14 protein-coding genes are annotated in these 14,161 nt (G+C 63.7%); 6 read left to right on the top strand and 8 right to left on the bottom strand.

Annotation, left to right across the window (positions count from 1 at the left end):
- Positions 1-7 precede the first annotated feature (7 nt).
- Genes V6590_RS06815 through V6590_RS06805 form a run of 3 tightly spaced genes read right to left on the bottom strand, consistent with a single transcriptional unit; the run spans position 8 to position 2,815 of the window.
- On the bottom strand, positions 8-472 hold the full coding sequence (locus V6590_RS06815) for a MarR family winged helix-turn-helix transcriptional regulator (RefSeq protein ID WP_335421227.1): 465 nt from the start codon (positions 470-472) through the stop codon (positions 8-10).
- Positions 469-2,019, bottom strand: a complete 1,551-nt coding sequence (locus V6590_RS06810; protein WP_335421225.1) for a phytoene desaturase family protein — start codon at positions 2,017-2,019, stop codon at positions 469-471. The genes V6590_RS06815 and V6590_RS06810 overlap by 4 nt, the downstream gene beginning before the upstream one ends.
- Positions 2,020-2,023: 4 nt before the next feature.
- Entirely contained in the window at positions 2,024-2,815 is a 792-nt protein-coding gene (locus V6590_RS06805; RefSeq protein ID WP_335421223.1) for a cyclase family protein, read from the bottom strand.
- 112 nt (positions 2,816-2,927) lie between these two features.
- Between V6590_RS06805 and V6590_RS06800 the strand changes: the two genes are divergently transcribed.
- From V6590_RS06800 to V6590_RS06775, 6 genes are all read left to right on the top strand, one after another.
- Entirely contained in the window at positions 2,928-4,496 is a 1,569-nt protein-coding gene (locus V6590_RS06800) for a phytoene desaturase family protein (RefSeq protein WP_335421221.1), read from the top strand.
- 29 nt (positions 4,497-4,525) lie between these two features.
- Complete coding sequence (locus V6590_RS06795) at positions 4,526-6,043, top strand: ABC transporter substrate-binding protein (RefSeq protein ID WP_335421219.1); 1,518 nt, start codon at positions 4,526-4,528, stop codon at positions 6,041-6,043.
- A 97-nt stretch (positions 6,044-6,140) separates the two neighbouring features.
- Positions 6,141-7,148, top strand: coding sequence for an ABC transporter permease (locus V6590_RS06790; RefSeq protein WP_335421217.1), 1,008 nt, complete (start codon positions 6,141-6,143; stop codon positions 7,146-7,148).
- Positions 7,141-8,001: an ABC transporter permease gene (locus tag V6590_RS06785; protein WP_335421215.1), complete on the top strand. Its 861-nt coding sequence runs from the start codon at positions 7,141-7,143 to the stop codon at positions 7,999-8,001. The genes V6590_RS06790 and V6590_RS06785 overlap by 8 nt, the downstream gene beginning before the upstream one ends.
- Positions 7,998-8,879 (top strand): ABC transporter ATP-binding protein, encoded by an 882-nt coding sequence (locus tag V6590_RS06780; RefSeq protein WP_335421213.1) that lies wholly within the window; start codon positions 7,998-8,000, stop codon positions 8,877-8,879. The genes V6590_RS06785 and V6590_RS06780 overlap by 4 nt, the downstream gene beginning before the upstream one ends.
- Positions 8,872-9,672 carry an ATP-binding cassette domain-containing protein gene (locus V6590_RS06775; protein ID WP_335421211.1) on the top strand — a complete coding sequence of 267 codons (801 nt, stop codon included), beginning with the start codon at positions 8,872-8,874 and terminating at the stop codon, positions 9,670-9,672. The genes V6590_RS06780 and V6590_RS06775 overlap by 8 nt, the downstream gene beginning before the upstream one ends.
- A gap of 53 nt (positions 9,673-9,725) precedes the next feature.
- Here the strand turns inward: V6590_RS06775 and pepT are convergent, their stop codons facing one another.
- The 5 genes from pepT to V6590_RS06750 are packed head-to-tail and all read right to left on the bottom strand — an operon-like array spanning position 9,726 to position 14,156.
- The gene (gene pepT, locus V6590_RS06770; protein WP_335421209.1) at positions 9,726-10,961 is read right to left on the bottom strand and encodes a peptidase T; all 1,236 of its coding nucleotides are present in this window, start codon (positions 10,959-10,961) and stop codon (positions 9,726-9,728) included.
- 49 nt (positions 10,962-11,010) lie between these two features.
- Positions 11,011-12,012 (bottom strand): ABC transporter ATP-binding protein, encoded by a 1,002-nt coding sequence (locus tag V6590_RS06765; protein WP_335421208.1) that lies wholly within the window; start codon positions 12,010-12,012, stop codon positions 11,011-11,013.
- A gap of 10 nt (positions 12,013-12,022) precedes the next feature.
- Positions 12,023-13,048 (bottom strand): Gfo/Idh/MocA family protein, encoded by a 1,026-nt coding sequence (locus V6590_RS06760; protein WP_335421206.1) that lies wholly within the window; start codon positions 13,046-13,048, stop codon positions 12,023-12,025.
- The gene (locus V6590_RS06755) at positions 13,048-13,305 is read right to left on the bottom strand and encodes a hypothetical protein (protein WP_335421204.1); all 258 of its coding nucleotides are present in this window, start codon (positions 13,303-13,305) and stop codon (positions 13,048-13,050) included. Before V6590_RS06755 ends, V6590_RS06760 begins: the two co-directional genes overlap by 1 nt.
- A complete protein-coding gene (locus tag V6590_RS06750; RefSeq protein ID WP_335421201.1) occupies positions 13,302-14,156 on the bottom strand; it encodes a carbohydrate ABC transporter permease in 855 nt (284 codons plus the stop codon). Before V6590_RS06750 ends, V6590_RS06755 begins: the two co-directional genes overlap by 4 nt.
- Positions 14,157-14,161 lie beyond the last annotated feature (5 nt).

Genomic DNA, 14,161 nt, shown 5'->3' with positions numbered 1-14,161 from the left:
CCCCCTGTCAGAAATCGTGTTTGCGGATATTGGCCAGCATGGTTTGCAGCGTCGCCACAAAGGCGCGGCGCTGGTCATCGGGGATGCCACGGAACAGCTGCTGTTCTGCCATCGCCATATGCGGCCAAAGCGTATCAAAGGCCGCGCGCCCGGCCTCGGTGATGAAGATGCGGGTGGCGCGGCTGTCGGTGGCATCAGCCTCGCGGCGTACCAGCCCATCGGCCTCCAGCTGGTCCAGCGCGCGCGACAGCGTGCTTTGCTCCACCACCGTATAGACCGCCAGATCGCGGATCAGCGGCCCATCGACCACCGACAGCACGGCAAGCGAACGCGCCTTCGGCGTGGTCAGCCCAAGGGCGGCCAGTTCTTCGCGGAAACTGGCATTATAGCGCCCCATGATCCGGTTCATCAGATAGGGGGCGAAATGCTGCAGGCCGATTTCGCCCAGCCGGGGTGGGGTTTCTTCACTCATGCACCAAGCCTCTTTGCCGCGTTGAACCCCGATCCGCCGCCAAGTCCGGGGCCGGGATGGGTTGAGGCACCGATATGGTGCAAGCCCCTTACCGGACAAGCGCCCGGCGTATGGGCAAAGGGGCGCCACAGGAAGAACTGATCCAGACCGCAATACCCGCCATAGGGATCGCCGCCCACCAGATTCATGTTCATCGCCTGCAGATCGGCGGGGGAACAGGCGCGGCGGGTCAGCTTGATCGCCGCGAAATTCTTGATGTGGCGGGCGAGGATCGCCTCGATCCGGTCGGCAAAAGCCTCACGCGTGGCAACCGACCATGTGCCATCTGTGGCAATTTCCCCCGCCGCATCGCCCTTGATGATCCGCGGCGCATCGGGGATCTGCAGCCAGAGTACTGCCTTGCCCTCGGGGGCGCGGGTCGGGTCCAGCCGCGAGGGTTGGCCCACGCAGATCGTGGGCACAGCGGGCAGCAAGCCGCGCTCCGCCTCGTTCGCGGATCGGGAAACGGCGTCGATCCCGTCGGACAGATGGATCAGCGCCACATCCTCCAGCCCCGGGCTGGCCCATTCTGGAACCCGGTCCAACGCATAGTGCAGCTGAAAATTACCCCGCCCATGGCGGAAGCTGCGGATCGCCTCGGCCTCGGCGGCTGGGGCATCCAGCAGCCGGCCCCATAATTGCCCCGGCGTGACCGAAGCCAGCACATTGCGGGCGGCGATCTCCTCGCCACTGGCCAGCCGCACGCCGGTCACCCTGCCATCGCGCGTCAGGATGCGGGCCACATCGGCCCCGGTGCGCATCTGCCCGCCATTCGCGACGATAAGCCTGCGGAAGGCCTCGACCGCCTGCCCTGCCCCCCCCTTCACCACAGGGGCCCCTGCCGCCTCCAGCGCAAAGGCGATCACCTTGCCCATCTGGCCCGATGTGGCGCTTTCGGGCGTCAGCCCGCAATGCAGCACCCAAGGCGCCCATAGCGCCTGAACCAGCGGGCTCTGATACGCTTCGAGCCAGCCGCGTGCCGGGATCAGCGCACGGCCAAACCATGCGGCAAGCCCGCGCAAGCCCCGCCGCCGCACCTGCCCCAGCATCAGCTTCAGCATGGGCCAGGACCACAGATCGCCGCCCAGAAACGCGAACAGGAAAGGGGCGTCTGCCTCGATCCCGCCGACATCGCGGCCATGCGCCGCGCCATCGCCGGGGGCAAGGGCGTCAAACGCCCGGATGTTCGCCGCCCGGTCCATCCCCAGCACCAGCGCCGATCCATCCGGGCGCAGCACCGCCGTGGGGTGGGCCGTGTGGCAATATTCCATCCCGTGGCGGGCCAGATGCGGCCCCAGCACCGCCCCGGCAGGCGAGGTCATGAACAGCACGAAAGTGGCGGCCATCACATCATGGGTGAAGCCGGGGATCAGCTCTTCTGTCCGCAGGCACCCGCCGAAGCGGTCTTCCCGCTCCAGCACCAGAACGCGGTCCCCCTTGATCGACAGAAGTGCCGCCGCGACCAGCGCGTTGATCCCCGACCCGATGATGATGTGATCGACCACCATCGCCTTATGCCTTCGGCACCAGCGCCAGCGCACGGATCGGCGACCCGGTGCCTTGCTTGATCTTCAGCGGAGCGGCAATCAGGATCGCCCCCTTGGCGGGCAACCGATCCAGATTGGCGAGACTGGCCAGACCGAAGCAATTGTTCTTGTGCAACAGGTTATGCGCCGGAAACGGCGGGGTCATGCCGCCTGCCTGCCCGGCATCGGTGCCGATGCACTGGCTGCCCCACCCCACGATGCCCTTGCCCAGCAGATAGTCGATCACCTCGGCCGTCGGCCCCGGGGTATGCGGTCCGGTGGCATCGGCGTTCAGGAACAGCGCCTCGTCATGCGCGCGCTTGTCCCAATCCGACCGCAGCACCACCCATTCGCCCGCATTGATCGGGCCATGTTTGGCCTCCCAGTCCTGCACATGCTGAACCGACAGCAGGAAATCCGGGTTCGCCGCACATTCGGCGCTGAAATCCAGCACATTCACCGGCGCAACCAGCCGCTGCACCGACAGGGTGTCGGTATAGCCATCAGGATAATCCTTGCCGGTGATCCAGTGGTGCGGCGCGTCGAAATGCGTGCCGCTGTGTTCGCCCAGTTCCAGCCAGTTCCACGCCCAGAACGGGCCATCCTGATCATATTCGCTGATCCGGTGAATCTTGATCGGCGGCGTATCACGGGCGAAATCCGGCGGCAGTTTCAGCAGTGGGGTTTCCGGCCCCAGAACGCCCGAACAATCCACCACCTCGATCCCGCCGGACAGGATCATGGCACCTAGCTGGCCCAGCACGGCCTGTGAAGTCATCTGAACTCTCCCTGAATGGCGATCGCGTCTGCTGGCGACCATCGCATGAGAATCACACTAGACAGATTTATATGCGTTTGCAAATATCATTGCAGAACAGGGAGCAATCAAGATGGCGCAAAGCCTCGACGCGGTCTTCATTGGGGCTGGGCACAACGCGCTGGCCTGTGCGCTGCATCTGGCCAGCAAGGGCTGGAAGGTCGGGGTTTTTGAACAGGCCCCCGTCGCGGGCGGCGCGATAAAGACCGGGGAATACACTCTGCCCGGTTTCCGACATGACTGGGCGGCCATGAACCTGTCGCTTTTCGCCGGATCCCCGTTTTTCAAGGCGCACGGCGCTGAACTTCAGCGTCATGGCCTTGAATTCGTACCGGTTTCCCGGCCTTTTGCCTCCAGCTTTGCGGATGGCAGCTGGGCCGGGGTGTCCACCGACATGTCGGAAACGACCGGGTCTCTGGCTGCCCATTCCGCCGCCGATGCTGCGCGCTGGCAAGACCTGATTGCCGGGTTCAGCGCCGAGGCGCCCCATCTTTTCGGCCTGCTGAGCAGCCGCATGAATTTGTATGCACTTGCATACTTCATGTTCAAAACGATTCGCGCCAAAGGGCTGGGCGGCACGCTGGACCTGGGCCGTTTCCTGCTGGAATCGCCGCGCAGCTGGCTGGAGCGGACCTTTGAACACCCGAAGACCCGTGCCCTGCTTGCCGCCTGGGGCATGCATCTGGATTTCGCCCCCGACATTTCGGGCGGCGCCTTGTTCCCCTATCTGGAAGGCATGGCCGGGCAGGCCTTTGGAATGGCCATCGGGCGCGGTGGGGCCGATACGATCACCCGCGCCCTGGTTGCAGCCATCAGGGCGCGCGGGGGCATTGTGGAATGTGGCGCAGCCGTCTCCCGCATCGACCACAGTGGCGGCAAGGCCAGCGGCATCACCCTTGCCGATGGCCGCCGCATTGGCGCGGCCCGCGCGGTGATTGCGGGCGTCGCCCCCCGCGCGCTGCCCCGACTGACCGGTGGCATCACCCCGGGTTTTGATCGCGCCATGGCCGAATACCGCCATGCCCCCGGCACCATGATGGTGCATCTGGCCACCCAATCCCTGCCGAACTGGCGGGCTGACCGACGACTGCAGGACTATGCCTATGTGCATCTGGCCCCAAGCCTTGACCAGATGGCCCGGACTTATGCGCAGGCACAGGCCGGGCTTTTGCCGGATGAGCCGGTCATCGTGGTGGGCCAGCCCACCGCCATAGACCCGACCCGCGCCCCTGCGGGCCAGCATGTGATCTGGCTGCAGGTCCGCATGGCCCCCGGGCACATCGCCGGGGATGCCGCGGGGCAGATCAGCGCAACCGACTGGGCGCTCGCGGCCGCCCCCTTTGCCGATCGCGCGCTGGATATCGTCGAGACCCATGCCCCCGGCTTTCGTGCCGGCATATTGGCCCAACGCATCGTCTCCCCCGCCGAACTGGAGGCCGAAAACCCCAATCTTGTGGGTGGCGATCAGGTTTGCGGCAGCCACCATCTGGCCCAGAACTTTCTGTTTCGGCCCGTCCGGTCCCATGCGGACGGGTCCACTCCGATCCGGAACCTGTTTCTTACCGGCGCGGCCGTCTGGCCCGGCGCGGGAACGGGGGCCGGATCGGGCTTTCTTCTGGCACGACATCTCGCCGGCAAATGACAAACGACAAAACCAACAGGGAAACCAAGATGAACTTCAGTCGCCGCAGCCTGCTGCAATTATCCGCCGCCACGACAGCCCTTGCCGCCTTTGGCCTGCCCGCAAGCGCCGCCATCGACGAATTGGTGATCGCCTATAACGTCAACCTGCCCAGCTGGGACCCGACGGTCGGCCCCAGTGCAGTAAACCCCACCATTCAGGGGCTGTACCAGTCGGTCTTTGACCAGTTCATCCTGCAGCAGCCCGATCTGAGCCCCGCCCCTGGCCTGCTGACGGAGTGGGGCTGGTCCGAAGACCGCAAACAGGTCTGGATGACCGTGCGCGAAGGCGTCACCTGGCATGATGGCAGCCCCTTCACCGCCGAGGATGTGGCCTGGAGCCTTGCCCGTGTCGCCAAACCCGAAACCGGATCGCCAATCCAGTTCGTCTGGGGCACGCTGGCCAATCACCGGGTCGAGGGCAACAAGGTCATCGCCGATGTGATGCAGTTCGACCCGACGATCTTCAAATGGATGTACTTCCTGACGGGATATGTGCTGCCCAAGGCCTATTACGAAAAGGTTGGGGCCGAAGGGTTCGAAGCCGCCCCGATCGGCACCGGCCCCTATATGGTGGAGAAATTCGAACGCAACGCCTTTGTCCGTCTGAAGGCGAACCCGAATTACTGGGGTGGCAAGCCCGATTTCGACACCGTGACCATCAAGTTCGTGACCGACGCCGCCGCGCGGGTGGCCGAAGTGGAATCCGGCAATGCCCATGTCACGCTGGAAGTGCCCTATGAGGAATTTGATCGCCTGAAGGCCAGCCTGGGCGGCATCGCGGCCCCGGTCAGCGATATCGGAATGATCTTCCTCAATGACATCGAGGTGATGACCGACCCCAATGTGCGCAAGGCGGCGGCGCTGGCCATCGACAAGCAGACCATCATCGACCGGCTGCTGTCGGGCTATGGGGTGGCCATCGATACGCTGCAGACGCCCGCCTATGCCGCCTATGACGCAGAGATCAAGGTGGGCTACGATCCGGCCAAGGCCGCTGAACTGCTGGCCGCCAGCGGCTATGGCCCCGACAATCCTGTCAAGTTCAAGATCCAGACCACCAAGGGGTTCAAGCCCAAGGATTATGAAATGGTGCAGGCGATCGTGGGCCTGTGGCGCAAGGTCGGGATCGAGGCAGAGATCGAGGTTTACGAAATCGCCAAGCATTACGAATTGCGCGCCGCAGACCAGCTTGCCCCCGCCGCCTTCTACAACTGGGGCAATTCGGTGGGCGATCCGACCACCTCGACCGGGTTTGCGATGTTCGGCCCCTCGCCGCACAGCGTCTGGGATGGCGAGGACCTGATCGGCATGATCGGCCCGCTTTGGGGAGAGGCGGATGAAGCCAAACGGATCGAGGGCTGGAAGGCCGTGGACCGCCATATCGCGGAAAATGCGCTGGTGATCCCGCTGCTGCAATATGTGCAGCCCATCCTGCACGCGCCGGGTGTGAGCGTGACGCCGCATGCTTCGGGTGCCCTGCTGCCCCATCTGATGAAGCGGGCCTGATCTGCAGGCCACCGGGGGCTTCGCGCCCCCGGATCCCCGCGGGATATTTGGACCAAGATAAAGGCAGGCTGCGCAGGGGCGCGGACGGGAGAGGCATGTGTTCTGGCAAAGGTTGATCGGGCGGATTGGCACCACGGCGGTAACGCTGATCGGGGTGGCAGTGATCGTCTTCGTGGTGATCCGGGTGGTGCCCGGCAATCCGGTGGCAATGATGCTGCCCCCCGGCGCAACCGAGGCCGATGTGGCGCGGCTGACCGCGCTTTACGGTTTGGACAAATCGATCCCGGCGCAATTCCTGATCTGGGGTCAGGGGGTGTTGCAGGGCGATTTCGGCCTGTCGATCACCACCCGCCAGCCAGTGCTGGATCTTGTGCTGGGGCGTCTGCCTGCCACGCTGGAGCTTTCGGTCATGGCGCTGGTCATGGCTGTGGCGCTTGGCGGCATGGCCGCGCTGACCGGCACAAGGCTGCGCGGCACGAGGGCCGAAGGTGCGATCGACATCGCCAATGGTGTGGCGCTTTCGGTGCCGGATTTTCTGTGGGGGCTGGCGCTGATCCTGCTGTTCGGGGTTTTGATGCCGGTCTTTCACATTTCGGGCCGGGTGACGCCATCGCTCGATCTGCCTTTCACCACCGGGTTTTACCTGTTCGAAAGTCTGATCCGGCTGCGGTTCGATCTCTGGGCCGATATTGTCAGCCATATGCTGATGCCGGCCTTGGCGCTGGCGATCCCGCTGGCCGCAATCATCGGGCAATTGCTGAAGCAAAGCCTGAAGGAAACCATGCATCTGGATTATGTGACGCTGGCCCGCACCAAGGGCTATGGCGAAAACCATGTGATCACGCGTGAAGCGCTGCCCAATGCCATTCTGCCGACGCTGACCCTTGTGGGGGTGCAATTCACTTTTCTGATCGGCGGCACGGTGATCGTAGAGCGGCTGTTTTCCTATGAAGGTCTTGGCAACATGGCGATTGACGCGGTGATCAACCGGGACCTGCCGCTGATCCAGGGCATCGTCATCCTGTTTGCGGTCATCTTCACGGCGGTGAATTTCATCGTCGATCTGCTGTACACCGTTCTGAACCCGAGGCTGCGCCATGGCTGATCTGACCGATGGGCGGGGGATGCTGCGCCGCAAGATGGGCTGGCGGTTGCGGCTGTCGGCGGGATGGCTGACGCTTCTGGTGCTGGCCGCATTGGCCGCGCCCTTGATCGCACCGCAGGACCCGCTGGCTCAGGATCTGTTTCTGACACGGCTGCCGCCGTTCTGGATGGCGGGGGCAGAACCCGGATACTGGCTTGGCACTGACAGTCTGGGCCGCGATGTGCTGAGCCGGATCCTGCATGGCGCCCGTCTGGCGCTGGTGGTGGCCCTGATCGCGGGCAGCATCACCTGTCTGGTGGGCGGCATGCTTGGCCTTCTGGCCGGATTTCTGCGCGGTTGGGTCGATGTGGTCATTTCACGGCTGATCGATATCTGGATGGCCTTTCCGCCGGTCCTGTTTTCCATCCTGCTGATTGCCGTCATCGGCCCCGGCGTGGGGTCGATCATTCTGGCCATCGTCATCATCGACTGGACCCGCTTTGCCCGGGTGATCCGGGCCGAAGCCATGGCGCAGGGGGCGATGGATTATGTCGCCTCGGCCCAGATAGCGGGGCGCGGGCGCATGGGCACCATGCTGCGGGAAATCCTGCCCAATGTGCTGCCGACACTTGTGGTGCTGCTGACGCTGGAAATGGGCATCGCGGTGATTGTGGAGGCGATCCTGTCCTTTGTGAACCTGTCCATTTCGACCGACGATCCGACCTGGGGCGGGATGATCGCCGAAGGGCGGCTTTCGGTGCATCAGGCCTGGTGGGTGCTGGTGTTCCCCCTTGTGACGCTGTTCCTGACCGTCCTTGCCTTCAGCCAGTTGGGTGAAGGATTGAAGGACCATTTCGATCCGGTGCTGCGATGAGCTTTCTGTCGATCCGCAATCTTTGCCTCGCGCTGCGGGACACCGGGGCACCGCTGTTGCGCGGGGTTTCGCTGGATGTGGCGGCGGGCGAGGTGCATGGGCTGGTGGGCGAAAGCGGTGCCGGCAAGAGCATGATCGGCAAGGCGGTGCTGGGTATCCTGCCGCGTGCTGTGGCGGTAACGGCGGGGCAGATCCTGCTGGATGGGCAGGACCTTCTTGCCCTGCCCCCGGGCGAACGCCGCCGCCAGATCGGCCGGATGGCCGCGCTGATCCCGCAAGACCCGCTGACGGCGTTGAACCCAAGCCGCCGGATAGGGCCCCAGATCACCGACCGTCTGGTGGATATTCTGGGCTGGTCGCGCAACCGGGCCGAGGCGCGCGCGCTTGAATTGCTGGAAGAAGTGCAGGTCAATGATCCGGCCCGTGTTTTGCGGCAATACCCGCATGAGCTTTCGGGCGGGATGCGGCAGCGCATATTGATCGCATCGGCCTTTGCGGCCGAACCCCGGTTGATCGTGGCGGATGAACCGACGACGGCGCTGGATGTGACGGTGCAGAAACAGATCCTGCGGTTGATCGCCGGGATGCAGGCCCGCCATGGCACCGCACTGCTGTTTGTCACGCATGATCTGGGCGTGGTGTCGAAAGTCTGTGGCAGCCTGTCGGTGCTTTATGCCGGGCGGGTGCTGGAACAGGCTGCGATGCGCGATTTCTTCGCGGCCCCGCGCCATGCCTATTCTGCCGCCCTGCTGGCTGCGACGCCGAAATACACCGACCCTGACGGGTCACTGACCCCGGTCCCCGAAGCCATCCTTGCGCAGGTCCGGGCCGAGATCGTGGCTTATGACGCAGGCATTTCCGGGGGCAAGCATGGCTGATCTGTATCAGGTTGAAAACCTGCGCCTCTCACTGGCCGACATGACGCGCAAGCCGCCTTTCGGGGCGGCACCCCGGATCGAGGTTCTGAAAGGTCTGAACTTTTGCATCCCGCGCGGCGAGATCATCGGGATTGTCGGCGGATCGGGTTCGGGCAAATCGACACTGGGCCGGGCCATGGTGCGGCTGCTGGAACCTTCAGGTGGCACGATCCGTTTTGATGGCACCGATATCACGCATCTACCCGAGGCCGACCTGCGGGCGCATCGCCGCCGTTTCCAGATGATCTTTCAGGATCCGATGAGCAGCCTGAACCCGCGCCACCGGGTCAGCCAGATCATCGCGGGCCCGCTGGCGTTGCACGGGTTTGACAGCATCGGCACGAAGATGGCCGAGGCGCTGGATCATGTCGGGCTGCCCCGGCACTTCGCGACGCGCTATCCGCATGAACTGTCGGGCGGACAGCGGCAAAGGGTTGGCATTGCGCGGGCCATCGCCTTACGGCCCGATTTCATTCTTGCAGATGAAATCGTGTCGGGGCTGGATGTATCGTCACAGGCGCAGGTTCTGCGCCTGCTTGAAGATCTGGTGCGCGATCTGGGCCTGACGCTGGCCTTCATCAGCCATGACCTGAGCGTGATCCGCCGTCTGTGCCACCGGATCATGGTCCTGCATCGGGGTGAGATGATGGAACTTGCCCCCACCGCACAATTGTTCGCTGCACCGCAAGCTGCCTATACCCGCGACCTGCTGGAGGCGATCCCGCTCCCCGATCCCGATCAGGCCTGGGCCTAGCATCTTGGGTAATGCTACCGTGGCTTTTGGCAGGCCTTTGGGAAATGCCAGCGTCAGCTGCCCGCCGCCTTTTGCACCAGCCGCAGGCAGACGCGCAGCGCCGCTGCCATATCCTGCACCGATATCCATTCCAGGGGGCCGTGAATATCCTGCATGCCGGTAAAGATGTTGGGGCAGGGCACGCGCATTTCGGTCAGCCGTGAACCGTCGGTCCCCCCCCGGATCGGCACAGAGACCGGCTCGATCCCTTCTTCGCGACAGGCTTCGCGGGCCAGATCGACAGGGCGCATGTCCTTTTCCAGCCAGTAGCGCATGTTGCGATATTGCGGACGGATGACACAGGTCAGGCTGGCGCGTGGCTCCATCGCCTGAACGGCATCACAGGCCTGTTGCAGCAACGCGCCCTTGGCCGCCAGCCCATCCAGTTCGAAATCACGCAGAATGAACTTCAGCGTGGCTTCGGCGGCCGTGCCGGTCAATTCGTAAAGGTGCAGAAATCCCTCGCGGCCCTCGGTCACTTCAGGGGTCTGGGTGGCCTGGGGCAATAGCCCCACCAGCCGGGCCACCAGATGCAAGGCATTGACCATCTTGCCCTTGGCCGTGCCGGGATGGGTGGAAACCCCTGTCACCGTCACAACCGCGGCATCGGCGCTGAAGCTTTCATATTCGATCTCGCCCACCGCGCCGCCATCCAGCGTATAGGCGAATTCCGCCCCCAGATCGGCGGGCAGGCGCTTGTCCACCCCGCGCCCGATCTCTTCATCCGGGGTGAAGGCCAGACGCAGGGTGGGCCGGGCGATTTGCGGATGGGCGATCAGGTGCCGCGCCATCACCATCAGAATGGCAATCCCCGCCTTGTCATCGGCACCCAGCAGGGTGGTGCCGCTGGCGGTGATGATGTCATGCCCGACCTTGCCCGCAAGATAGGGCGAAGCCTCAGGCGACAGCACCAGACCCGGCGCATCGGCAAAGCTGATCGGCCCACCATTATAGCCGCGATGCACCACCGGCTTGACCCCGGTCGCATTATAGGCCGGTGCAGTATCGATATGGGCCAGGAACCCCACAACAGGCCCCGGCGCCGTGCCGGGAATGGTGGCCAGAACCGCGCCATATTCGGTCAGCCGCACATCTGCCGCCCCGATGTCCTGCAGTTCCGCCACCAGCATCCGCGCCAGATCAAGCTGGATCGGGGTCGAGGGCGACGCCTCACCCATCTCGTCGCTTTGGGTATCGACCGCCGCATAGCGGATCAGCCGGGCTTCCAGTTCGGGATCAAAGACGGTCATCGCGGCTCCTTCGGGGATTGGCGCAGCAAAGCCCGAAGGGCCAGAAAGTTCAACCCTGCCGCAGCCGTTGGCCCTGCGCGTCAAAATGGAAGGCGCGCGGCGCATCAAAACCCAGCGTCACCGCTGCGTCCACAGCGTGTTCATGTTCGCCGAACTGGCGCAGGGTCACCAGCCCCTGCCCTTCGGTCTGAACATAGACCAGCGTTTCGCCGCCCAGCTTTTCCACATGGCTGACCTTGCCCGAAATCGGGCCCGAGGCATCCAGCCGCAGATGTTCGGGCCGCACGCCCACGGTATCGGACCGCAGGCCCAGCGGGCCGCCCTTCAGGAAATTCATCTGCGGGCTGCCGATGAACCCGGCGACAAAGGTATTGTCGGGATCGTTGTACAGCGTCATCGGGGCACCCACCTGCTCCACCTTGCCGGCACGCAGCACCACGATCTTGTCGGCCAGCGTCATCGCCTCGACCTGGTCATGGGTCACATAGATCATGGTCGCGCCCAGATCGCGGTGCAGCCGGGCAATCTCGATCCGGGTCTGTACCCGCAGCGCGGCATCAAGGTTCGACAGCGGTTCATCGAACAGAAACAGCTTCGGCGTGCGCACGATGGCCCGCCCGATCGCAACCCGCTGCCGCTGCCCACCCGACAGTTCAGCCGGGCGCCGCTCCATCAGCGGGCCAAGCGCCAGCATGGATGCGGCCTTGTCGGTGGCCGCCTGAATTTGCGTCTTTGCCACCCCGGCCTGTTTCAAGGCCAGCCCCATATTGTCGCGCACCGTCAGATGCGGGTATAGCGCATAGCTTTGAAAGACCATGGCGATTTCGCGTTTCGCCGGGGCGAGATCATTGATGCGCACGCCATCGAGATTGACATCCCCGCTGCTGACATCCTCAAGCCCCGCGATCATCCGCAGCAAGGTGGATTTGCCGCAGCCCGAAGGCCCGACGAACACGCAGAATTCGCCATCCTCGACCGCCAGATCGACGCCCTTGATGACATCGGTCGCGCCGAAGGATTTGGTGACTTGGTTCAGGGTCAGGGCTCCCACGGGGGTCTCCTTACAGTTTGACAGGCAGGCCTGAGCGCACGCTTTCATCCGCTGCCAGACAGACGGCGAGCGAACGGACGGCGTCTTGCATATGCCGGCTCAGGTCCAGATTTTCGGTGATCGCCCGCGCCACAAAGGCCTGTTCGCGGTCGCAAAGCTGCTGGTGACCGGGTTCATCGGCCATCGACAAGTCTTCGGATCCGATCCCCACACGATGCACGCGCAAGGTGCTGGTTTTCGTATGCGTATCGATATCGTCCGACCTGGCGCTTTCGGGCATGCGGATCGACACGGCGCCGCGCGGGCTGACCACATCCTTCACGAAAAAGGCGGTGTCCGACATCATGGGCCCCCAGCCCGCCTCGTACCAGCCGCAGCTACCATCGGCAAACAGCACCTGGAAATGGCCGTAATTGTACATCTCGGGCCCGATTTCACCCGACAGCCGTAGCCCCATGCCGCGCACCTCGACCGGGGCGGCATCGGTGATCTGGCACATCACATCCACATAATGCACGCCGCAATCCACGATGGGCGGCGTGGTCTGCATCAGCGCCTTGTGAACCTCCCAGGTAGGGCCGCTGGATTGCTGGTTCAGGTTCAGACGGAACACATAGGGCCCGCCCAGATCGCGCGCCTCGGCAATCAGACGCTGCCAGCTGGGGTGATGCCGCAGGATATAGCCCACCACCAGCTTGCGCCCCAGCCGTGTGGCACAGGCCACGACGCGCTCGGCATCGGCTACGGTGGTCGCCAGCGGCTTTTCGACAAAAACATGCGCGCCCGCCTCCATTGCGGCCACCGCGTAATCGGCATGGCTGTCGGAATAGGTGGCAATGCAGGCCAGATCGGGTTTCAGCGCCGCCAGAGCCGCCGTATAATCGGTGAACAGCGGCAGGTCCTGCAGCGGCGCGGGCAGATCAACCGCCGAGCGGTTCACCAGACCCACCAGATCAAAGGCTGGCTCGGCGGCATAGGCCAGCGCATGACTGCGGCCCATATTGCCCAATCCAGCCACCAGAACCCGGATGGCCATCAGCGCCCCACCACGCCGCGGATGCTGTCGCAACCATTGATGTCGATATAGAAATTTCCGTAAATCACGGTGCTGACACGGGTTTTGCGCAGGGCTGACAGCAGGTCCCGGTAGACGGGCACACCGCGGTCGCCCGCCGTCACACATTCACGCTGCAGCGGGTCCACCACGGCGCACAATTCGAAATCGGTAGCCTCCACCGGCGCGGCGGTCAGTTCGGCGGGGCCAAGAAGTCGGACGACACGGCTCTTTTTCATTTGACGGCTCCTGCAGTGATACCACGGATAAGTTGACGCGAGAAAACGAGATACAGCACCAGCACTGGCACGATAGCGAGCGAGAGCGCAGCAAGAACGGCATTCCAGTTCGTGACGAACTGGCCGATGAACACCTGTGATCCCAAGGTGATGGTTTTCACTTCCTCGGCCGGGGCCAGGATCAGCGGAAACCACAGGTCGTTCCAGATCGGGATCATGGTAAAGACAGCGACAGTGGCCATGGCAGGCCGCACCAGCGGCAACACAAGGCGGAAGAAGATGGTGTACTCGCTCAAGCCGTCGATCCGGCCTGCATTCTTCAGATCGGCCGAAACTGTACGCATGAACTCGGACAGGATGAACACCGCCAGCGGCAGACCCTGCGCCGTATAGACAAGGATCAGCGCCGTCCGGGTATTCACCAGCCCGCTTGCCACCATCATCTGCAGGATCGCCACCGTGCCCAGCCGGATCGGGATCATGATCCCAAGCGCCAGATATAGCCCCATCAGCGTATTGCCCCGGAACCGGTATTCCGACAGGGCAAAGGCCGCCATGGCACCAAACAGCAGCACAAAGAACAGGCTGCCCATGGTGACGGTCATCGAGTTCAGGAAATACTGAAAGAAATCTCCCTGCTTCAGCACCGTCTGATAACCGATCAAATCAAAGCTGCCGGGGCCTGGCAGGGCCAGCGGATCGGCAAAGATCGCCTTGCGCGACTTGAAGCTGTTGATGACCGTGACAAAAACCGGGAACAGCGCAATCACGGTCCACAGGATCAGCACCCCATGGGCGGCGACACTGCGGGCGATGGACCGGCGGGCCGACGATGTTTGACTCGGGCTCATGGCAT

Origin of the sequence: Gemmobacter denitrificans (assembly GCF_036964905.1) — a bacterium.
Lineage (GTDB): Bacteria > Pseudomonadota > Alphaproteobacteria > Rhodobacterales > Rhodobacteraceae > Gemmobacter > Gemmobacter denitrificans.
This window is presented reverse-complemented; position numbering and strand designations above follow the sequence as displayed.

Bases quoted from the DNA above. Each gene is read 5' to 3' on its own strand.
- V6590_RS06815 (WP_335421227.1), bottom strand. From the start codon at position 472: ATGAGTGAAGAAACCCCACCCCGGCTGGGCGAAATCGGCCTGCAGCAT.
- V6590_RS06810 (WP_335421225.1), bottom strand. From the start codon at position 2,019: ATGGTGGTCGATCACATCATCATCGGGTCGGGGATCAACGCGCTGGTC.
- V6590_RS06805 (WP_335421223.1), bottom strand. From the start codon at position 2,815: ATGACTTCACAGGCCGTGCTGGGCCAGCTAGGTGCCATGATCCTGTCC.
- V6590_RS06800 (WP_335421221.1), top strand. From the start codon at position 2,928: ATGGCGCAAAGCCTCGACGCGGTCTTCATTGGGGCTGGGCACAACGCG.
- V6590_RS06795 (WP_335421219.1), top strand. From the start codon at position 4,526: ATGAACTTCAGTCGCCGCAGCCTGCTGCAATTATCCGCCGCCACGACA.
- V6590_RS06785 (WP_335421215.1), top strand. From the start codon at position 7,141: ATGGCTGATCTGACCGATGGGCGGGGGATGCTGCGCCGCAAGATGGGC.
- V6590_RS06780 (WP_335421213.1), top strand. From the start codon at position 7,998: ATGAGCTTTCTGTCGATCCGCAATCTTTGCCTCGCGCTGCGGGACACC.
- V6590_RS06775 (WP_335421211.1), top strand. From the start codon at position 8,872: ATGGCTGATCTGTATCAGGTTGAAAACCTGCGCCTCTCACTGGCCGAC.
- pepT (WP_335421209.1), bottom strand. From the start codon at position 10,961: ATGACCGTCTTTGATCCCGAACTGGAAGCCCGGCTGATCCGCTATGCG.
- V6590_RS06760 (WP_335421206.1), bottom strand. From the start codon at position 13,048: ATGGCCATCCGGGTTCTGGTGGCTGGATTGGGCAATATGGGCCGCAGT.
- V6590_RS06755 (WP_335421204.1), bottom strand. From the start codon at position 13,305: ATGAAAAAGAGCCGTGTCGTCCGACTTCTTGGCCCCGCCGAACTGACC.
- V6590_RS06750 (WP_335421201.1), bottom strand. From the start codon at position 14,156: ATGAGCCCGAGTCAAACATCGTCGGCCCGCCGGTCCATCGCCCGCAGT.